A 19,631-nucleotide genomic window follows, 5' to 3' on the forward strand; every position below is an offset into this window, starting at 1 on the left:
CGCTTTCAACGGCAGCGGGCCGGCAATCGGCGTCGTTCGGGGGAGGCTTGCCCTTGTTTTCCTTGTATTCCGAGGGGCCGCGGCCCGATCGGATAAGCGATTTTAATCAAGAATGCGGCTGTTGATAACAGCCAATTAGCAATACTGGGTGGAGGATCGGCTGCGTAGTCGAAGGCGACATCCAGATGACGCCCCTCGCCCGGAGTCGACAGCGTTGATGCCGGCCAGGTTGGCAACCGATCGGCGGCGCTCTCTAGATAGATAATTATGATTCTAAAGGCATAATAAATATATTTTATTTAATCAAGGCGGGCTCCTAATGTGAATCTCACAAGACAACAAGGAGACCTTTCCATGACCGAGCCCGTTTTCGACACAGAATACACCGATACCCTCGTGGTCGGTGGCGGTCAGGCCGGTGTGGCCATGAGCGAGCATCTGGGCAACCTGGGGGTGCCCCACCTGGTGCTCGAGCGCGACCGCATCGCGGAAGCCTGGCGCACGCGCCGTTGGGATTCGCTGGTGGCCAACGGGCCGGCTTGGCACGACCGCTTCCCGGGTATGGAGTTCGAAGACGTCGACGCCGATGCCTTTGCCCCCAAGGAGCGGGTGGCAGCCTATTTCGAGGCCTACGCGCGCAAGATCGGCGCGCCCATCCGTACCGGGGTGGAGGTCAGGAACGTCGAGCGCAATCAGGGGCGGCCCGGCTTCACCGTCGAGACGTCCACGGGGATCATCGAGGCCCATCGCGTGGTGGCGGCCACCGGGCCCTTCCAGCGGCCGGTGATCCCGCCGATCGCTCCCGAGGACGAGCGCCTCACGCAGATGCACTCATCCGAGTACCGCAATCCCCGGCAATTGCCCGAGGGCGCCGTGCTGGTGGTCGGTGCGGGGTCCTCCGGGGTGCAGATCGCCGAGGAACTGCAGCGTGCCGGCAAGCCGGTCTACCTGTCGGTGGGCCCCCATGATCGTCCGCCGCGCGCCTACCGCGGTCGCGACTTCTGCTGGTGGCTGGGCGTGCTCGGTCATTGGGATGCCGAGGTCATGAAGCCGGGCACCGAGCACGTCACCATCGCCGTGAGCGGCGCCAACGGCGGCAAGACGATCGACTTCCGCGAGCTGGCCCATCAGGGCATGACGCTGGTCGGGCGCACTCAGGCCTTCCAGAACGGCGTGGCCACCTTCGACGCCGACCTGGCCGACAACCTGGCCCGCGGGGATGCGAACTATCTGGCGATGCTGGATGCCGCGGACGACTATGCCGCGCGCAATGGCCTCGATCTGCCGGAGGAGCCCGAAGCGCGGCGGATCCCGAGCGATCCGCCCTGCGTGACCGAGCCGCTGAGCGAGCTTGACCTGGAGGCGGCCGGGGTGACCGCGATCGTCTGGGCTACCGGCTTCTCGGTGGACTATGGCTGGCTGGACGTCGAGGCCTTCGACGGCAACGGCCGGCCGCAGCATCAGCGCGGGGTGTCCAGCGAGCCGGGTGTCTACTTCGTTGGCCTGCCCTGGTTGTCGCGGCGCGGTTCCAGCTTCATCTGGGGCGTTTGGCACGATGCCAAGCACATCGCCGACCATATCGCCACACAGCGCAAGTACCTGGCCTACCATGAGGCCGCCCAGTGCCAGGACGCCCCCGTGCCGGCCGAGTCAGCCATCGACGATACCAGCGCAGAGAGGGTCAACTGATGCCGACGCACACCCGTATCCGCATGTTCAACACCAAGGAAACGTATCCCAACCAGACGTTGGACAACGATCTGTGCCAGGCGGTAAGGGCGGGCAACACCGTTTATGTCCGTGGTCAGGTAGGCACCGACTTCGAGGGCCGCCTGGTCGGTCTCGGGGATCCGCGGGCCCAGGCCGAGCAGGCCATGAAGAACGTCAAGCAGCTGCTCGAGGAAGCCGGGTCCGACCTCAGCCATATCGTCAAGACCACCACCTACATCACCGACCCGCGATTTCGCGAGCCGGTTTATCGCGAGGTGGGCAACTGGCTCAAGGGCGTCTTCCCGATCTCTACGGGTCTGGTGGTGGCCGGGCTCGCCCAGCCCGAATGGCTGATGGAGATCGACGTCATCGCCGTCATTCCCGAGCAGGAGGGCAACCCATGACCTTTTCCATCGCCGGCTTCTGCCGCGAGACCGGACAGTTCGGCACCGCCATCAGCTCCTCGAGCATCTGCGTGGCCAGCCGCTGCCCCTTCATCGCCCCCGGCAAGGGGGCGGTGCTGACCCAGAACGTGACCAATCCCGAGCTCGGCCAGCTGGGCGTGCGGCTGCTCGAGGAGGGGCTCGACGCCGAGAGCGTGCTGGTGCGGCTCGTCGAGCATGAGGCGCACCCCGAATGGCGTCAGCTCCAGGTCCTCGATGCCCAGGGACGCAGCGCGTTGCACAGCGGCGCCGAGACGCTGGGCATCCACGCCACCCGGCAGGGCCAGGACTGCGTGGCCGGCGGCAACATGCTCGCCGATGAGGCCGTCGTCGACGCCATGGTGGCGTGCTTCGAGTCCCACGACGGCGAGCTGGCCGAGCGGCTGCTGGCCGCCATGGACGCCGGCATGGCCGCCGGCGGCGAGATGGGCCCGGTGTTCTCGGCGGGGCTCAAGGTCACCGATCGGGCCAGCTGGCCGGTGGTCGACCTTCGAGTCGACTGGCACGTGGCGCCGCTCAGCGAGCTGCGCATGATCTGGGATCACTACCTGCCGCAGCGCGACGCCTATGTGCTGAGGGCGGTGCGGCCCGACGACTCGCCGTCCTACGGCGTGCCGGGGGATGAGCGCTGATCGTCATCCGCCGATGCCCGCCGGAGGTGGCCATGGCCCATGGCCACCCTTTCTCGCTTGCCTGACCATTCGGGGGTTCCATGTCCCAAGAGTCCGTCGTCGACCTGCTCGCCGAGCTGGTGGCCTTCGACACCACCAGCGATCGCTCCAACCTGCCGTTGATCACCTTCATCGAGGCGTACCTGGCCCGCCACGGCGTGGCTTCGCGGCGGGTGACCGACGCGACCGGTGAGAAGGCCAACCTCTATGCCACCATCGGGCCGGTGGATCGCCCCGGCGTGATGCTCTCCGGGCACACCGACACCGTGCCGGTCACCGGCCAGGCCTGGCGCGTCGACCCCTTCCGTCTTACCGGCGAGGGTGAGCGACTCTACGGCCGCGGCACCGCCGACATGAAGGGCTTCCTGGCCGCCGTCCTGGCCGCCGTGCCGATGATGGTCGAGGCCGATCTCGCTGTCCCCGTGCACCTGGCCTTCTCTCACGACGAGGAGGTGGGCTGCGTGGGCGTGCGTACCCTGCTCGCGGATCTCGCCCATCAGCCGGTGCGCCCGGCGGCCTGTCTGATCGGCGAGCCGACGTCCATGCGGCCGGCCACCGCCCACAAGGGCAAGATCGCGGTGCGGCTGCACGTGCGTGGCAAGGCCTGCCACTCCGGCATGGCTCCCGAGGGCGTCAATGCCATCCATGCCGCCGCGCGTCTGGCCGCCTGGGTCGAAGAGACCGCCGCCGCCAAGGCCCTCCGCGGGCCCTTCGATGCGCGTTTCGCGATCCCCCACACCACGCTGCAGGTGGGCACCATTCAGGGCGGGGCGGCGCTCAACATCGTGCCCCAGGACTGTCGCCTGGACATCGAGATTCGCAACGTCGCCGAGGACGATCCCGAGGCGCTGCTCGGCGAACTGATGGCCTTCGCTGCCTCCCTGGAGGCCGAGATGCGCGAGACCTCCCCCGAGACCGGCATCCGGCTGGAGCGTCTCAGCGACTACCCGGGCCTGTCGATGGACGACGAACATGTCCTGGTGGCCTTCATCCTCTCGCTGCTCGACTCGAGCGAGCTGGAGCGCATCGGCTTCGGTACCGAGGGCGGGCTCTTCCAGCAAGAGCTGGGCATCCCGACCCTGGTCTGTGGTCCTGGCAGCATGGCCCAGGGCCACCAGCCGGATGAGTTCGTGACCCTCGACCAGCTGGCACGCTGTCAGGCCTTCCTGACCCGGCTGATCGAGGCGCTGTCCGGCCCCGAGGCGCGGCGTCGTCTGGCCGTCGGCGATCTGCTGGCCACCGACACGGCCTGATTCGTCGTGCCCGCGCCGGGGCCGGGGCATGCAGCGGCTCCAAAGGCTGTCACCGCAGGCGTCGTCGTGGGTACGTGCACCGCGATGTCCCTGGGGCATCCGGCGTCGGCAGCTGGTATGCTGGAAGGAGCCGCCCCGCATTTCGTGGGGCGGCATGGTTTTCCAGCGGCGGTGGCGAGTCGATGCGTCAATTCACCCTCAAGCAGCTGCGCTACTTCGTGGTGGCCGGCGAACTGTCCAGCGTCACCCAGGCGGCCCGCAAGCTGCACGTGTCCCAGCCCTCGATCTCCGCGGCCATCCAGCAGATCGAGTCGGTCACCGGACTGCAGCTGTTCGTGCGTCACCATGCTCAGGGGCTGTCGCTGACGCCCTCGGGCAAGCAGCTGATGCAGCGCGCGCGTCAGCTGCTGCGCGATGCCGAGGGATTGGAGAAGTACGCGCTCTCGCTGGGCGAAGAGATCGGCGGTGAGCTGCGCCTGCTGGCCTTTCCCACCTTCGCGCCGCTTTTCCTGCCCCGGCTGCTGCGTCGCTTTGCCGACCGCCATCCCTCGGTGAGTCTTTACTGCGACGAGATGAACCAGGTGGATATCGTCCGCGGGCTGGGGCAGGGCGACTACGAGCTAGCGTTTACCTACGATCTCCAGGTGCCCGAGGAGATCGACTTCACGCCGCTGTATCGCTTTCCACCCTATGCGGTCGTCGCCGCCGACCACCCGCTGAGCGAGCGCGACAGCATCAGCCTCGCCGAGCTGGTGGCCTATCCCATGGTGCTGCTCGACTGGCCGCTGAGCCGCGAGTACTTCCTGTCGATCTTCACTCACCACGGGTTATCGCCCGCCGTGTCCCACCGCGCCAAGTCCATGGACATGCTGCGCGGACTGGTGGCCAACGGCTTCGGCTTCTCGCTGTTCAACACGCCGCTGTCGGCCTTCGATGCCCTCGATGGCGGCGGACTCAAGCCGTTGCGGATCGAAGAGGATGCCCCGTCCTTGTCGATGGGCATCGCCTGTCTGCGCGGCCTGCGCCTCGGTCCTGCGGCCGAGGCCATGCACCGCCTGGCCAGCGATCCCGACGCCAGTGGGGCGGTCTTCGCCCGGCTCGGCGATGACCAGGCCGAGCCGGCCGGCAACTGACCGACCCCCAAGGATGACCCACCGAGCGTGACGCCTGCCAGGATGGCTCCGGGCGGCGGCGATGCGTCATTGCATAAGAAATCATGATGCTGTTGTTACAATAATAATATTTTATTTAATCAGAGCCGCAGGGCTATCGTGGCATCACGGTCGTGATCCATGCCGACATGACCTCGACAACAATGACACTGACAATGGAGACCCACCCGATGGCGGCACATGATCTGTCCTTCTGGCGAGACCTTCGCTCCCGGCTGACCCTGCCGGATGGGGCCTTCATCGACGGCCGGCGCGTCCAGGCCGGCGATGGCGAGACCTTGACCACCTGGAACCCGGCCACCGGCGAGGCCCTGACCGAGGTCGCGGCCTGCGGCGCCGAGGACGTGGAGCGCTCGGTCGCCGCGGCCCGTCGCAGCTTCGAGGCCGGTGACTGGTCACGGGCCGCCCCCGCTCAGCGCAAGGCGGTGCTCCAGCGCCTGTCGGCGCTGATGATGGAGCATCAGGAAGAGCTGGCCCTGCTCGAGACCCTGGACACCGGCAAGCCGATCCGCGATGCCTTCGAGCTCGACATCCCCGGTGCGGCGGGCTGCTTCGGCTGGTATGCCGAGGCTACCGACAAGCTCTACGGCGAGGTGGCACCCACCGACGGCGACAACCTGGCCACCATCACCCGCGAGCCGGTCGGCGTGGTGGCGGCGGTGATCCCCTGGAACTTTCCCCTCGACATCACCGCCTGGAAGCTGGCCCCGGCGCTGGCCGCGGGCAACAGCGTGATCCTCAAGCCCGCCGAGCAGTCCCCGCTCACCGCCCTGCGCCTGGCCCAGCTGGCCACCGAGGCGGGCATCCCCGACGGCGTCTTCAACGTCCTGCCCGGTCACGGCCACATCACCGGCGAGGCCCTGGGCATGCATCCGGACGTGGACTGCCTGACCTTCACCGGCTCCACGGCTACCGGCAAGCGCTTCCTGGAGTACGCCGCCCGCTCGAACATGAAGCAGGTGTGGCTGGAGTGCGGTGGCAAGAGCCCCAACGTGGTCTTCGCCGACAGCGACCTGACGGCGGCGGCGAAGACCGCCGTGCAGGGCATCTACTTCAACCAGGGCGAGGTGTGCTCGGCGAACTCGCGGATCCTGATCCAGCGCGAGGCCAAGCAGGCCTTCGTCGAGCGCTTCGTGGCCGCGGCATCCGAGCTGGTGGTCGGCGATCCGCTGGACCCGGCCACCGACGTCGGCTCGCTCATCGATGCCGATCATGCCGGCAAGGTGCGCGGCTATATCTCGCTGGGCCTGGAGGAGGGCGCGCGTCTGGCGCTGGGTGAGGCACCCAGCGGAGAGGAGCAGGGTGCCTTCGTGTCGCCGACGCTGTTCGAGAGCGTGACTCCGCAGATGACCATCGCCCGGGAGGAAATCTTCGGCCCGGTGGCGGTGCTGATCGAGTTCGCCGATGAGGACGAGGCGGTGTCGATTGCCAACGATTCCATCTACGGCCTGGCGGCTTCGGTATGGACCGAGAACCTGTCGCGGGCGCATCGCGTCTCGCGTCGCCTGCGGGCAGGGACCATTTCGGTGAATACCGTGGACGCCATCGACTTCACCACGCCCTTTGGCGGCTACAAGCAGTCCGGCTTCGGGCGCGACCTGTCGCTGCATGCCCTGGACAAGTTCACCCAGCTCAAGACCACTTGGGTGCGCCTGTGAGTGTCTGTTGAGCCTGCCCGACGGTGAGTCTCCGTCGGGCATCTAACCCCACAACAACAATAGGGTGGATGACAATGCAAGATGCCATGTCCCAATCGACGGCGGCCTCGGCCGCTACCGGCAAGAAGGCGCGTGGGGTCCTGGGGCTCAAGTCCCTGATGGCTGTCGCGGTCGGCCTGGTGGTGTCCCAGGGCGTCATGGTGCTGATGCTCCAGGGCGTCGGTATCGCTGGGCCCGCCTTCATCGTGCCGCTGGCCATCGCCTGGGTACTGGCGCTGTGCTATGCGGCGTCCTTCTCCGAACTGGCCCTGCTGGTCCCCCGGGCGGGCAGCCTGAGTGCCTACACCGAGGTGGCCCTGGGGCACTTCCCGGCGATCCTCTCGGTATTCTCCGGCTACGTGGTGGTGGCCATGTTCGCGCTGTCCGCCGAGCTGCTGCTGGTCAACTTCCTGCTCGGCGTGCTCTACCCGGCCGTGGAGGGCACCCACTACGTGGCCTTCGGCATTCTCGGCGTGTTCACGGTGCTCAACCTGCTGGGCATCGACGTGTTTGCCAAGCTGCAGAACCTGCTGGCCTTCGCCATGGTGGTGGCCCTGACCCTGCTCGGTGTCAGTGCCCTGACCGGCGGTTTCGCTCCCCACGCTTTCGAAGCCACCGAGCTGGCGGCCGGGTTCAACCTGGGGGATGGCGCCTTCACGTTGATCGCCCTGGCCATCTGGGGCTACGTGGGGGCCGAGTTCGTCTGCCCGATGGTCGACGACGCGCGCCGCCCCGAACGCTACATCCCGCGCTCCATGTACCTGGGCCTGACGGTGATCTTCGTCGTCTTCGCCCTCTACTGCCTGGGGGCGCTCTTCTACCTGCCGCGTGACGTCCTGATGAGCGCGGACTTGCCCCATCTGGAATATGCCATCGCCGCCTTCGGCGGATCGGGTACCTTCCTGCTGGCCGTGGCCGCGATCACGGCGACCTGCAGTACGGTGAACACTTCGCTGGCCGCCGTGCCGCGCATGCTGCAGGGCATGGCCGAGCAGGGCCAGGCCTTCCCGGTACTAGGCTGGAAGACCCGGTCCACCCGTGCGCCCTGGGTCGCCGTGCTGTTCACCGCCGGCGTCACCGGTCTGCCGCTGCTGATCTGGGGCAACGATGCCGGCACCGTGGGGCTGCTGCTGATCTCCGCCGCCATCGCCTGGTTGATCGCCTACATCATCGCGCATGTGAACGTCATCGCCCTGCGTCGGCGCTATCCCGATGCCGTACGCCCCTATCGCTCGCCCTTTTACCCGCTGCCGCAGCTGATCGGCATCGCCGGCATGGTCTACGCCATCGTCTATGCCTCGCCGGCCCCGGAGCTGACCGCGGAGATCTTCATCAACGCCGGCGTCGTGCTGGGCATCGTCAGCGTCGTTGCCGTGGCCTGGATCAAGCTGGTGATGAAGAAGTCGCTGTTCAAGCCCGAACCGCTGAATGCACTTGCCAAGCGTTGATATGTGACGCTGCACGCAATTCCGTGGGGCGCCTCAGGCGTCCCCGATCCTGAAGGAGAACCACAATGACAAGTCAAAACGTATCTGCCCAACTCGATAAACAGGAAATCTGGCAGAAGGACCGCGATCACTTCATGCACCCCTGGACCGACTTCTCCACCTTCAAGGAGAGCGGTTCCATGATCTTCAACCAGGCCGATGGCGTCTCCATTCAGGATGCCGATGGCAAGCGCTACCTGGACGGGATCGGCGGGCTCTGGTGCGTGAACATCGGCTACGGGCGCGACGAGATCGCCGAGGCCGTCGCCGATCAGATCCGCGACATCCCCTACTTCTCGACCTTCGGCCATCACACCACGGCTCCGGCCGCGCGGCTGGCTGCCAAGCTCGCCGAGCTGGCGCCGGGCGATCTCAACCACGTCTTCTACGGCTGCGGTGGCTCGGTGGCCAACGACACCGCCGTGCGCATGATCCACTTCTACTTCAACCAGCTCGGTCAGCCGAGCAAGAAGCAGATCATCTCGCGCATCGATGGCTACCACGGCAGCACCTACATGGCGATGTCGATCACCGGGGTCAAGTTCGACCACATCGGCTTCGACATCGACCAGCAGCTGGTGCATCACATCTCCTGTCCCAACCCCTACCGTCGCCCCGAGGATCAGAGCCTCGAGGCCTTCTGCGACGAGAAGGTGAAGGAGCTGGAGGACAAGATCCTCGAGCTGGGTCCGGATAATGTGGCGGCCTTCTTCGCCGAGCCGATCATGGGCGCCGGCGGCGTCATCGTGCCGCCCGAGGGCTATCACAGGAAGACCCTGGAAGTGTGCCGCAAGTACGACGTCCTCTACGTCTCCGACGAGGTGGTCACCGCCTTCGGCCGCCTGGGCCACATGTTCGCTTCCGAGGACGAGTTCGGCATCGTGCCGGACATCATCACCTGCGCCAAGGGCCTGACCTCCGGCTACCTGCCGCTGGGGGCGACCATCTTCTCGGACCGTATTTACGAGGTGATCAGCAAGCCGCAGGCCGATGGCGCCATCTTCACCCATGGCTTCACCTATTCGGGCCATCCGGTGAGCTGCGCGGCGGGCCTCAAGAACATCGAGATCATGGAGCGCGAGGGGCTGTGCGCGCACGTCGAGGATGTGGGCGACTACTTCGAGCGCCGTCTCCACGAGCTCGAGGACCTCGAGATCGTGGGCGATGTCCGCGGCCGCAAGTTCATGATGTGTCTGGAGAATGTCGCCGACAAGACGACCAAGGAGCTGATCGCGCCCGAGGCCAAGGTGGGTAACCGCATCGCCGACGAGTGTCAGCAACGGGGCCTGATCGTGCGACCGCTGGCGCACATGAACATCCTCTCCCCGACGCTGATCCTGAATCGCGAGCACGTCGACTTCGTGGTGGCCACCCTGCGCGAGAGCATCGAGGCCGCGACAGAGTCGCTCAAGGCCGACGGCTACCTGCCGCGCTGAGCCCTGACGGCCCGGTCTCATGCGAGGCCGGGCCTTTTTTCCTCACGACCCGACTGCTCCGGCGCGGCCAGGAGAGGGCGTGTGCCGTCAGCCGCGCCAGGCGGGATGGACGGCTAGCTGATCCGGCCGCATGTCCCGCCGAGTCGACAAAGAAGAGGGGGAGATGCCTTGCGGCATCTCCCCCTGCTGGTTGGTCGGAAGGTCGGCGAGAAGCCTTAGGCTTCCGGCAGCCACTCCTGGACCAGGTCCTGGTTGTCCTCGACCCACTGCTTGGCGTTCTCGTAGGGGTCGGAGTCTTCCTCCTGGTTCATGAGCATGACCTCGCCCATCTGCTCCGGGGTCCACTCGAAGGCGTCCAGGATGGCGTAGGCCTCCGGCATGTCTTCCTCGAGGCCCTGACGGACCACGGTGTCGATCTCCTCGGCGCCGCCGTAGACGTTTTCCGGATCCTCGAGGTACTTGAGGTCCCAGCGGGCGAACATCCAGTGCGGCGTCCAGCCGGTCACCACGATCGGCTCGCCGTTGGAAATGGCGGTCTGCAGGGCCGCGGTCATGGTGGCGCCGCTACCGCTCTGCAGGTCGAGGTCCAGCTCGTAGGCGTCGATGACATCCTCGGTCAGGCCCATCAGGCCGGCACCCGGATCGATGCCGGTGATCTTGCCGTCCAGTGCGTCGGCGTGGTCGTTCAGATCGGTGATGGCGTTCATGTCGCTATCGGCGGGCACCACCAGGCCGAGCTTGGTGCCCTCGAGATTGGCGCCGAGGTTCTCGATCTGATCGCCGAGACGCTCGTAGTAGTCGGCGTGGGTGGTCGGCAGCCAGGCGGTGGTCATGGCGTCGGCGTCGCCGGTGGCGACCGCCTGCCACATGGCGGCGGCGGACAGCGAGGTCATCTCGACCTCGTAGCCGGCCTGCTCCAGCACGGCGCGCACCACGTTGGTGGAGGCCACGGCGTCGGACCATTCGACGTAGGAAAGATGGACGGTGCCCTTGTCCTGGGCCTGGGCCGTCGCCGCGGTCAGGCTGGCGCCGGCGATCAGGGCCAGGCCAGCGATGCGCATCGGTTGCTTCGGCATTGTGCTTATCTCCGTTAGGAATGTATTCATGAGCATGCTGAGACGAGCCGCCGGTTGCAACCGGCGGTCGTTCAACGGCGTGACGTCAGCTCTTGCCCTGCTTGCGCAGCGACTGGGTCAGGCGGTCCAGCAGCATGGCCAGGATCACCACGGCGATGCCGGCCTCGAAGCCGTCGCCCGGACGCAGGCGTTGAATGGCGCGCCAGACCTCGCTGCCCAGGCCGTCGGCACCGATCATGGCGGCGATCACCACCATCGACAGCGCCAGCATGATGGTCTGGTTGATGCCGGCCATCACGGTCGGCAGCGACAGCGGCAGCTGCACCTTGACCAGCTTCTGGCCGCGGGTGGCGCCATAGGCGTCGGCGGCCTCCACCAGGTCGGTGGGCACCTGGCGGATGCCTAGGGTGGTGAAGCGGATCGCCGGCGGCATGGAGAAGATCACGGTGGCGAAGATCGCCGACACCGAGCCGATGCCGAAGAACGGGATGGCCGGGATCAGGTAGACGAAGGCCGGCATGGTCTGCATGAAGTCCAGCACCGGCATGATCGTCTTGTAGAGCCGCTCCGACAGCGCCGCGGCGATGCCGACCGGCAACGCGATGACCACCGCCACCAGGGTGGCGATCACCACCAGGGTCAGGGTCTCGATCATCGGCTCCCACAGGCCCAGGTTCATGATCAGCGCCAGCCCGGCGACGGCGCCGATGGCCAGGCGCACGTTGGCCAGCCACCAGCACAGCGCGGCGATGATCACCAGCAGCGACCAGTCGGGCAGCCACATCAGGGCGTCGTTGAGGCCGTCGATGCCGGTCTGGGTGATGCGGGAGATGCCGCGGGTCACGGCGGAGTATTCGCTGGTCAGCCAGTTCAGGCCGTTCTCGATCCAGTCGCCCAGCGGCATGCGCGGGAATTCGATAGCCATCAGTGGTCTCCTGCCTGTGCGAGTTCGTCGAGGACGGCGCCTTTCACGACCACGCCCTGGAGCACCTGGTCGTCATCCACCACGGCGATCGGGAAACGGTTCTCGCTGAACATGGCGAACAGGTTGTGCAGCGGCTCCTCGCGGGTGACCTTGCGGAAGTCCTGGGTCATCACCTCGGTGACGGTCTGCTTGCCGTCCTCCAGCGCCTGGCTGGCGGCGTCGGCGTCGATCAGGCCGATCAGGCGGCGGTCGCGGTCGAGGATATAGATGGAATCGAGGCTGTGGTCGCGCATCTTGCGCAGCGCGGTGCGCGGACCGTCGGTGTCGCGCACCGTGGAGCGGACCTTGCGCATGGCGCTTTCGGCGCTGAGGATGCGCGACTTGTCGACGCCCTCGATGAAGCGGCGCACGTAGTCGTCGGCGGGCTTGGTGAGGATCTCCTCGGGTGTGCCGATCTGCACCACCTCGCCGTCCTTGAGCAGCACGATGCGGTCGCCGATGCTCAGCGCCTCGTCGAGGTCGTGGGTGATGAAGACGGTGGTCTTCTTCATGCGGTGCTGGAGCTGCAGCAGCTCCTGCTGCATGTCGCCGCGGATCAGCGGGTCCAGCGCCGAGAAGGCCTCGTCCATCAGCAGCACGCTGGCATCGTTGGCCAGCGCGCGGGCCAGGCCGACGCGCTGCTGCATGCCGCCGGAGAGCTGGCGCGGATAGGCGTTCTCCCAGCCTTCCAGGCCGACCTGCTTGAGCGCGTTACTGGCGGTCTCGCGGCGCTCGGCGGGATCGATGCCGCGGATCTCCAGACCGAACTCGGTGTTCTGCTGAACGGTACGGTGGGGGAAGAGGGCGAAGTTCTGGAACACCATGGAGAAGTGGCGGCGGCGGCATTCCAGCAGCTCCTTCTCCTTGAGGCTCGGGATGTTCTGCCCGTCGATGACGATCTCGCCCTCGGTCGGGTCGATCAGGCGGTTGAGGCAGCGGATCAGGGTCGACTTGCCGGAACCGGACAGCCCCATGATCACCAGCAGTTCCCCTTCGTAGACATCGAAGTCGATGTTCGACAGGCCCAGGGTCTGGCCGGTCTTGTCGAGGATCTCGGGGCGCTTCAGCCCCTGGTCGCGCAGTTCCAGCGCCTTCTTCGGCTGGTTGCCGAAGACCTTGCTGAGGTTGCGCACCCGAATCTTGACGTTTCGGTTGTCACTCATTGGCGAGCCTTGTGTGGTGCCGCGCCCTGGAGAGGGCGGGCAAAATGGTTGCGTTGAATGTAACCCCAGAGTGACAGCCGCCAGCGTTGACTCGAACCGGACGCCAGCAACCCGGGAGTTATTGAATAACCGTTCAGAAATATGCCGGGGTCGTGCCGGGGCGCTCTATTCGGGGCAGGCCGAAGCGCCCGCCTGGCCGGCAACGGCCGGCGTCAGGCGCCAGAGACCGGCCTCGGCGGCGTCGTTGAGTATATAGAGCGTGCCGTCGTGCCCCTGGTCAACGGTGCGTAGGCGGCCGACCTCTCCATCGAGCACTTTCTCGCGTTCGATCACCGTGTCGCCCTCGAGGCGCAGTCGCAGCAGCGCCTCGCCGCGCAGCCCGCCGGCCAGCAGATCGCCCTGCCAGGGCGCGAAGGCCGGCGAGGTCACCCGGGTCAGGCCCGAAGGCGCGAATCGGCCGTCGAAGACATGCACCGGGTCGCGCATGCCCGGGGCGCTGTCGCGGCCGATCGGCAGGAAGGTGACGTAGTCGCGGCCCCGGGAGACCTCCGGCCAGCCATAGTTGGCGCCCGGCACCAGGCGATTGAGTTCGTCGCCGGTGCGCGGGCCGTGCTCGGTGGACCAGGCCGTGCCGTCGTCGGCGACGATCAGCCCCTGGGGATTGCGGTGGCCGAGGCTGAAGATCTCGTCGCGCACCTCGGGGTCGCCCACGAAGGGATTGTCGGCGGGCACGCCGCCGGTCTCGGTGAGGCGCAGGATGCTGCCGGCGTGGTCGCCGCCGTCCTGGGCGCGCTCGGGGCTGCCGCGTTCCCCGACGCTCATCAGCAGGGTGCCGTCGGGGCGCCAGGCCAGCCGTGAGCCGAAGTGGCGACCGGCGTCGGTGGCGCGGTTCTGGGTGAAGAGGTGCTCGATGCCGATCAGGCGGCCGCCCTCGAGGCGTGCCCGGGACAGGGCGGTCGCGGCGCCGTCGGCCACCGGCCGGCTCCAGGTGAAGTAGAGCCAGTCATGCTCGCCGCTCTCGTCCTCGCCGAAACGGGGATGCAGGGCCAGGTCGAGCAGCCCGCCCTGGCCACGGGCCGCGACCTCGGGCAGGCCGGCGATGCTCAGGCGCGAGCCGTCCGCGGCGATCCGCGTCAAACGGCCGCCGCGCTCGCCGACCAGCAGGGCGCCGTCGGGCAGCTGGGCCAGTCCCCAGGGGTGGCGGAAGCCGTCGGCGACGCGGCTCAGGCACAGTGTCATGTGCCGGGTGTCCAGCCGCATCGGCGTGTCCTGGGCCTGGCTCGGCAGGGCGGCGGCCGTCAGCAGCACGCTCAGGACCGCCGCCGGCAGGCGCGACGAGGGACGGGGGCAAGAGAGGATCATGGGCCGACTCCTTGTCGATGGCGCCCCCAGTATAGAAGGCGCCGGCCAGGCGTCGGCCTGTCGGTTGCCTGTCCGGCTACATCAGCCACGCCAGCAGCAGCGGCAGATAGATCAGCGACAGCAGGGTCGAGCAGAACACCAGGCTGGCCACGTATTCCGGCTCGCGACGGGCCTTCTGGGCGAACAGGTAGTTGAACACCGCCACCGGCATGCTCATCTGCAGCACCAGGATGGCGTGAGCCATGGGCGGCAGGGCCAGCAGCGCGCCGATGCCCCAGGCCAGGCCCGCGGCCAGCGGCAGGCGCAGCAGGCAGAAGCCGAGGCCCGAGCGCAGGCTCCTGACCTGGATGTTGGCCAGCGACACCCCGAGGGTGATCAGCATCAGCGGCACCGTGAAGCCCGAGATCAGATCCACGCTGTTGGCCAGCCACGGCGGCAGGTCGGTGTCGGTAAGCAGCAGCGCCAGGGCGATCAGGATGGCGTAGACCGTGGGCGTCCTGGCCAGCGACTTCAGCGGGTTGCCGCGGCTGGTCATCAGGGTGCCGAGGGTGAACTGGAACAGCGACACCGTGACCATCACCGTGATGCCGAAGGCGAAGCCCGCCTCGCCGAAGGCGTAGAGCACCACCGGCAGGCCCATGTTGCCGGTGTTGGGATACATCATCGGCGCCAGCAGCACCCGCCAGTCGCGCCGCAACAGGCGGGCGGAGACCACGGTGGCCGCCCCCATGGTGGTCAGTACCAGGGCGGTGGCCAGCATGGTGCGGCCGAAGCTGTCGGCGTCGATCTCGGCGCCGGCCAGCGAGGCGAGCACCAGCGCCGGGGTGCCGATGTTGAACACCAGGCGGGTGACGAAGGCCACGGGATAGTCGTGGCCGAGCCGAACCCAGCCGAAGCCCAGTCCGGCGCCGGCGATGACCGGCGCCATCACGGCGAAGAGTTCGGCGAGCATGGAGTGTCTCCTTGGTTGAGGGAAATGAAGGAAGGCCGTGCCGACGTCGCCTCAGGCGACGTCCGCCTGCGGCGGTGGTGGCGCCAGGCCTCGCGAGGCCCGGGCACGTTGGGCTTGGCGCTCCAGCGACAGTTCGAGGCGCTGCGCCAGTCCGGCGAGCCGGGCGTGCTGACGCTCGCTCAGTCCGGGCTGGTGGCGCACGGCCTCGACGAAGGCCTCGCCGGCCGGCTGCACCGCGCTTGGGGAGTGGCCCCTGGCGCTGTCGGCGTAGGCTTGCGCCAGGGCGGCGAAGAAGTCTCGCTTGGCGCGATGCAGGGGCTCGTCCGGCAGGTCGTCCAGGCGGCGGCGCACCTGCAGGCAGGCATAACCGATGTCGAGCCCGGTCAGCCCCAGGGTGAAGAGATGGCGCTGGTCCTCGGGCAGGACGTCGTCGTGCTTGGCCAGGTGCAGCAGGCGATCGGCCATGCCGCCCACGAAGCGTGCCTCCGCCTCGTGGATCGGCGGTGAGGTCAGGCGCCGCAGGTCGCCGACGATGGCGCCGACCAGCCGGCGCTTGCGCAGCCGTGAGCCGAAGCCGGGCAGCAGCCGGAAGCCGGCCACCACCGCGGAAAGGCCGATCATCACCGCGATGGCGCGGTTGATGAAGGCGTCGAACGAGAAATCCATGCCGTTGCCGGGCATGGTCAGCAGGATGTTGCCGATGGTGAAGGCCAGGCAATAGCCCATCAGCCGGGGCACCGCCGCGCCCAGCAGGCCCAGGAACAGGGGCGGCATCAGCAGCATCGCCAGCATCGGGAAGCCGCTGGCCTGGGCCAGCAGCACGTGGCCGAACAGCAAGGCGCTGGGAATCGCCGCCAGCATGCCCTTGGCGAACATCATGCAGACCACCACGGGATTGTCGCGGGTGGCGAAGAAAGCCGAGAACAGGGTGCCGAGCAGCATCGCCACCTGGCCGTTGTCCCAGCCGGTCGCCAGCCAGAAGGCGGCCAGCAGCGAGAAGATCAGTCCGGCGCGCAGGGCGTTGAGCCCGGCGATCAGATGATCGCGATGCCAGGCCAGCGCCGCGCCGCGCAGGCGCATGCGGCCGGGATGGGAAATGGCATCGCGGGCGTCGAGCATCACCACCGCATGGCCCAGCGCCTCGCGCAGGCCCAGCAGGCAGCGCTGTTCGAGGGGCGTCCAGTCGTCGTCGGGGCAGTCCTTGACCCGATGGCGCAGCGCGTGGAGACGGCGCTGGGCGGGGGCGACGCCGCTGACCTCCGCCGACTCGCGAAAGCCTTCCGCCAGTTCGGCGGCCAGCCGGTGGATCGCCGGCGAGAGGCGCTCGCCGTAGTGGTGAAGGATCTGCTGCAGGGCGTGCAGGGTGGCCATCAGGCGCAGGGTGCGGCGGGTCAGCACGTGGCTGGCGCGGATGCGCCCAGGGCCCTCGGGCCCTTCGTAGCGGGCGGCCTGGCTGTCGGTCTCGAGCTGGGTGAGCGGCTCCAGGCTGTCGGTCAGGGTCTGCTGCAGCGCGCTCGGGTCGTCGCTGTCGCTCAGCCGCAGGGCGGCGTGGCGGAAGGCCTGGTTGACCACCGCGTCGGCCTGGTGACCGAGATGGTCGCCGACCTTGATCGGCCACAGCAGGGCGCTGACCAGGGTGGCGCACGCCGCGCCCAGTGACAGCTCGGAGAGCCGGGCCACGGCGATGGAGAAGATGCCATCGGGCTGGCTGGCGCCGATCACCACGATCAGCATCGCCGTCACCGCGCCCATGATGCAGCCGTAGGAGGCATTGTTGCGCAGCAGCGAACTGCCGTAGGTGCAGATCATGATCCACAGCGTCAGGGTGGCCAGCGCGGGAATCGGCGCCTGGGCGAACACCCCCATGATGATGATGCCGGCGCCACAGCCCACCAGGGTGCCGCCGATCTGGCTGAGCCCCTTCTCCACCACCATGCCGCTCATCGGCCGGACCTGCAGGAAGGCCGCCGAGATCAGCGCCCAGTAGGGCCGCTCCAGGTCGCACCACAGCGCCGCGTAGAGCGCCAGCAGCATGGCCAGGGTAGCCTTGACGGCGAATTTCACCGCATCGGCGCTCGGCGTGAGATAGGCCTGCAGCCAGGGGGACATGCGCCGTTACTCCCTCGGCTCGGCGTTCGGCTCCACGTACACCGAGGCCGTCATGCCGGCACTCAGGGTCGTTCCCTCGGGAATCTCGTCCAGCGCGATGCGCACCGGAATGCGCTGGGCCAGCCGCACCCAGCTGAAGGTGGGCTGCACCCGGGGCAGCAGCTGGCTGTTGGGATCGGTGTTGGGATCGGCGATGGCGCGGCCGATGCTCTCCACGTGGCCCCGGAGCTCGGTGTCGCCGCTCATCAGCGTCACCCGGGCCGGATCGCCGACCGAGAAGTACGGGGTCTTGGTCTCCTCGAAGTAACCGGTGACGAAGTAGGAGCCTGCCTTGATCAGCGCCATCACCTCCTCGCCGGCGCTGACGTAGTTGCCCTCGCTGAGCTGCAGGTTGAGCACGTGGCCCGCCGCCGGTGCCGCCACCGTGGTGCGCTCGAGGTCGAGCCGGGCGCTGGCCAGGTCGCTCTGGGCCTGGTCGAGGCTGGCGCTGGCCACCTGGCGGTTGATGCGAGCCGTCTCCTGCCCCTCGGCGCTGATTGCCTGGCGGCTCAGGCGGCTGCGTCGCGAGGCCTCGTCCTGGCTCAGCTGGAGCTCGGCCTGGCGCTGGGCGACCACTGCCTCGGCCCGGGTCACCGCCGTCTCGTAGCGCGATCGATCGATCCGGAACAGCGTCTCGCCGGCGTCGACGCGCTGGTTGTCGGCCACCGGCAGGGCCACCACACGGCCGGCGACGTCCGGGGCGACGGTGATCACCTCGGCGCGCACGCGGCCGTCGCGGGTCCAGGGCGTGTAGAGGTAGTAGTGCCACAGCCACAGGCCGGCGGCGATGGCCAGGGCGACGATGACCAGGGTGACGAGGCTGCGTAGCAGGGTGCGCATGTTCAGACGTTCCCGGTGGCGGAGGAGAGGTAGGCGATGAGGGCGGTGAAGATCACGAACAGGGCGGTATCGAACCAGGCCTCGTACCACAGGCGGTTGGCGCCCAGAAGACGATAGAGCCCCGCGCGGATCAGCAGCGTGGCGCCGAAGCCGAGCAGGGCATACACCAGCAGGGGAGAGAGATAGAGGCCGCCGACGGCGATTTCACGAAGTCCCATGCTCGCTCCTTGAGCGTCGTCGAGGGCTCCATTCTAGCAATCGCGCTCGCCGGAGGCACGGCGGTTGGTTCAGGCCTCGACCGGAGCGGCCGCCGGCAGGGTGGTCCAGGCGGCGGGACAGGCCTCGCGCAGGAACTCGAGCAGCGCCGTGACCTTGCGCGGCAGGTGGCCGTGGGGATAGAGCAGGCTGACCGGCGCCGCCGAGGCCTGCCACTCGGGCAGGCAGCGCACCAGCTGGTCGGGATGGGCCTGCCGGCGGAGTTCGGCCATCCATACCGGCAGCACGCCCAGGCCGTGGCCGCGGGCGATGGCGTCGGAATGCAGCAGCAGGCGGTCGACGCGCAGCCGCGAGCCGGGCGGGCAGACGTCGTGGACGCCCTCGCGGGGATGACGCAGCGCCAGGCCGGACTTGGCCTCGCCGAGCAGGTCGATCCAGGCATGGCCGTCCAGGTCACGAGGGTGGGCCGGCGTGCCATGGCGGGCCAGGTAGTCGGGGTGGGCGTAGAGCCCGCGAGGCAGCCGGGTCATCGTCTCCTGGCGCAGGGCGGTCTCGCCGGGTTCGCCGTACCACACCACCACCGACTGGCTGGCCGCCTCCGACGTGAGTCGGTCGCGGGTGTGCAGGTTCAGCTGGAGGCCGGGATGCCGGGCCATGAAAGCGTCGAGGGCAGGGGCCACCCAGCAGCGGGCCAGGGCCTCGTGGACCTCCAGTGTCAGCTCGCCGCTGATTTCCTCGCGCAGCTCGTCCAGGGCCTGGCGTCCCTTGTCGGCCAGCGCGATCAGCCGCAGGCAGTAGTCGTGGAAGACCCGCCCGGCCTCGGTGGGCTCCAGGCGGTTCGACTGGCGGCGCATCAGCGGCTGGCCGAGCCGTGTCTCCAGCTGCTGGAGGCGGCGGCTCAGGGTCGATTTCGCCACGCCCAGCCGGCGAGCGCTCAGGGTCAGGCTGCCGCTGTCCATGACGTCGGCGAAGGCGATCAGTTCATCGGCATCGTGCATGGGGTAAAGCCGTAGGATGCTAACGGAGCCGCCATCCTACCAA

Annotated in this window: 17 protein-coding genes; 8 read left to right on the plus strand and 9 right to left on the minus strand. The window is 67.9% G+C overall.

Annotated elements, in window-relative coordinates; genetic code table 11:
• Positions 1-354 precede the first annotated feature (354 nt).
• The 8 genes from CVH10_RS09510 to CVH10_RS09545 all read left to right on the plus strand — a co-directional run bounded on the left by CVH10_RS09510 (position 355) and on the right by CVH10_RS09545 (position 9,869).
• Positions 355-1,689: an NAD(P)/FAD-dependent oxidoreductase gene (locus CVH10_RS09510; protein WP_106488510.1), complete on the plus strand. Its 1,335-nt coding sequence runs from the start codon at positions 355-357 to the stop codon at positions 1,687-1,689.
• Positions 1,689-2,114 (plus strand): RidA family protein, encoded by a 426-nt coding sequence (locus CVH10_RS09515; protein WP_035598009.1) that lies wholly within the window; start codon positions 1,689-1,691, stop codon positions 2,112-2,114. Before CVH10_RS09510 ends, CVH10_RS09515 begins: the two co-directional genes overlap by 1 nt.
• Complete coding sequence (locus tag CVH10_RS09520) at positions 2,111-2,785, plus strand: DUF1028 domain-containing protein (protein ID WP_106488511.1); 675 nt, start codon at positions 2,111-2,113, stop codon at positions 2,783-2,785. Before CVH10_RS09515 ends, CVH10_RS09520 begins: the two co-directional genes overlap by 4 nt.
• An 80-nt stretch (positions 2,786-2,865) precedes the next feature.
• Positions 2,866-4,077 carry an acetylornithine deacetylase gene (gene argE / locus CVH10_RS09525; protein ID WP_106488512.1) on the plus strand — a complete coding sequence of 404 codons (1,212 nt, stop codon included), beginning with the start codon at positions 2,866-2,868 and terminating at the stop codon, positions 4,075-4,077.
• 182 nt (positions 4,078-4,259) lie between these two features.
• Positions 4,260-5,210, plus strand: coding sequence for a LysR family transcriptional regulator (locus tag CVH10_RS09530; RefSeq protein ID WP_106488513.1), 951 nt, complete (start codon positions 4,260-4,262; stop codon positions 5,208-5,210).
• A 209-nt stretch (positions 5,211-5,419) separates the two neighbouring features.
• Positions 5,420-6,907 carry an aldehyde dehydrogenase gene (locus tag CVH10_RS09535; protein ID WP_035598060.1) on the plus strand — a complete coding sequence of 496 codons (1,488 nt, stop codon included), beginning with the start codon at positions 5,420-5,422 and terminating at the stop codon, positions 6,905-6,907.
• Between the two features lie 86 nt (positions 6,908-6,993).
• Positions 6,994-8,394, plus strand: coding sequence for an APC family permease (locus CVH10_RS09540; RefSeq protein WP_106488601.1), 1,401 nt, complete (start codon positions 6,994-6,996; stop codon positions 8,392-8,394).
• Positions 8,395-8,459: 65 nt separating this feature from the next.
• Complete coding sequence (locus CVH10_RS09545; RefSeq protein ID WP_035597995.1) at positions 8,460-9,869, plus strand: aminotransferase; 1,410 nt, start codon at positions 8,460-8,462, stop codon at positions 9,867-9,869.
• 215 nt (positions 9,870-10,084) lie between these two features.
• Here the strand turns inward: CVH10_RS09545 and CVH10_RS09550 are convergent, their stop codons facing one another.
• From CVH10_RS09550 to CVH10_RS09590, 9 genes are all read right to left on the minus strand, one after another.
• Complete coding sequence (locus CVH10_RS09550; RefSeq protein WP_106488514.1) at positions 10,085-10,945, minus strand: glycine betaine ABC transporter substrate-binding protein; 861 nt, start codon at positions 10,943-10,945, stop codon at positions 10,085-10,087.
• Positions 10,946-11,030: 85 nt separating this feature from the next.
• Complete coding sequence (locus CVH10_RS09555) at positions 11,031-11,864, minus strand: proline/glycine betaine ABC transporter permease (protein ID WP_035598055.1); 834 nt, start codon at positions 11,862-11,864, stop codon at positions 11,031-11,033.
• Positions 11,865-11,869: 5 nt separating this feature from the next.
• The gene (locus CVH10_RS09560) at positions 11,870-13,072 is read right to left on the minus strand and encodes a glycine betaine/L-proline ABC transporter ATP-binding protein (protein WP_035597988.1); all 1,203 of its coding nucleotides are present in this window, start codon (positions 13,070-13,072) and stop codon (positions 11,870-11,872) included.
• 165 nt (positions 13,073-13,237) lie between these two features.
• Positions 13,238-14,434: a PQQ-dependent sugar dehydrogenase gene (locus CVH10_RS09565; RefSeq protein WP_106488515.1), complete on the minus strand. Its 1,197-nt coding sequence runs from the start codon at positions 14,432-14,434 to the stop codon at positions 13,238-13,240.
• A gap of 76 nt (positions 14,435-14,510) precedes the next feature.
• The gene (locus CVH10_RS09570; protein ID WP_035597986.1) at positions 14,511-15,386 is read right to left on the minus strand and encodes an AEC family transporter; all 876 of its coding nucleotides are present in this window, start codon (positions 15,384-15,386) and stop codon (positions 14,511-14,513) included.
• A gap of 51 nt (positions 15,387-15,437) precedes the next feature.
• On the minus strand, positions 15,438-17,495 hold the full coding sequence (locus CVH10_RS09575; protein ID WP_106488516.1) for an FUSC family protein: 2,058 nt from the start codon (positions 17,493-17,495) through the stop codon (positions 15,438-15,440).
• 6 nt (positions 17,496-17,501) lie between these two features.
• Positions 17,502-18,374, minus strand: a complete 873-nt coding sequence (locus tag CVH10_RS09580) for an HlyD family secretion protein (protein ID WP_106488517.1) — start codon at positions 18,372-18,374, stop codon at positions 17,502-17,504.
• A gap of 2 nt (positions 18,375-18,376) precedes the next feature.
• On the minus strand, positions 18,377-18,592 hold the full coding sequence (locus CVH10_RS09585; RefSeq protein WP_035597979.1) for a DUF1656 domain-containing protein: 216 nt from the start codon (positions 18,590-18,592) through the stop codon (positions 18,377-18,379).
• A gap of 69 nt (positions 18,593-18,661) precedes the next feature.
• Entirely contained in the window at positions 18,662-19,588 is a 927-nt protein-coding gene (locus CVH10_RS09590; RefSeq protein WP_106488518.1) for a LysR family transcriptional regulator, read from the minus strand.
• Positions 19,589-19,631: the final 43 nt, after the last annotated feature.

Origin of the sequence: Halomonas sp. ND22Bw, assembly GCF_003011945.1 — a bacterium.
Taxonomy (GTDB): domain Bacteria; phylum Pseudomonadota; class Gammaproteobacteria; order Pseudomonadales; family Halomonadaceae; genus Halomonas; species Halomonas halophila.

Coding starts and splice junctions, on each gene's coding strand:
- CVH10_RS09510 (WP_106488510.1), top strand. CDS start 355: ATGACCGAGCCCGTTTTCGACACAGAATACACCGATACCCTCGTGGTC.
- CVH10_RS09515 (WP_035598009.1), top strand. CDS start 1,689: ATGCCGACGCACACCCGTATCCGCATGTTCAACACCAAGGAAACGTAT.
- CVH10_RS09520 (WP_106488511.1), top strand. CDS start 2,111: ATGACCTTTTCCATCGCCGGCTTCTGCCGCGAGACCGGACAGTTCGGC.
- argE (WP_106488512.1), top strand. CDS start 2,866: ATGTCCCAAGAGTCCGTCGTCGACCTGCTCGCCGAGCTGGTGGCCTTC.
- CVH10_RS09530 (WP_106488513.1), top strand. CDS start 4,260: ATGCGTCAATTCACCCTCAAGCAGCTGCGCTACTTCGTGGTGGCCGGC.
- CVH10_RS09535 (WP_035598060.1), top strand. CDS start 5,420: ATGGCGGCACATGATCTGTCCTTCTGGCGAGACCTTCGCTCCCGGCTG.
- CVH10_RS09540 (WP_106488601.1), top strand. CDS start 6,994: ATGTCCCAATCGACGGCGGCCTCGGCCGCTACCGGCAAGAAGGCGCGT.
- CVH10_RS09545 (WP_035597995.1), top strand. CDS start 8,460: ATGACAAGTCAAAACGTATCTGCCCAACTCGATAAACAGGAAATCTGG.
- CVH10_RS09550 (WP_106488514.1), bottom strand. CDS start 10,945: ATGCCGAAGCAACCGATGCGCATCGCTGGCCTGGCCCTGATCGCCGGC.
- CVH10_RS09560 (WP_035597988.1), bottom strand. CDS start 13,072: ATGAGTGACAACCGAAACGTCAAGATTCGGGTGCGCAACCTCAGCAAG.
- CVH10_RS09565 (WP_106488515.1), bottom strand. CDS start 14,434: ATGATCCTCTCTTGCCCCCGTCCCTCGTCGCGCCTGCCGGCGGCGGTC.
- CVH10_RS09570 (WP_035597986.1), bottom strand. CDS start 15,386: ATGCTCGCCGAACTCTTCGCCGTGATGGCGCCGGTCATCGCCGGCGCC.
- CVH10_RS09575 (WP_106488516.1), bottom strand. CDS start 17,495: ATGTCCCCCTGGCTGCAGGCCTATCTCACGCCGAGCGCCGATGCGGTG.
- CVH10_RS09580 (WP_106488517.1), bottom strand. CDS start 18,374: ATGCGCACCCTGCTACGCAGCCTCGTCACCCTGGTCATCGTCGCCCTG.
- CVH10_RS09585 (WP_035597979.1), bottom strand. CDS start 18,592: ATGGGACTTCGTGAAATCGCCGTCGGCGGCCTCTATCTCTCTCCCCTG.
- CVH10_RS09590 (WP_106488518.1), bottom strand. CDS start 19,588: ATGCACGATGCCGATGAACTGATCGCCTTCGCCGACGTCATGGACAGC.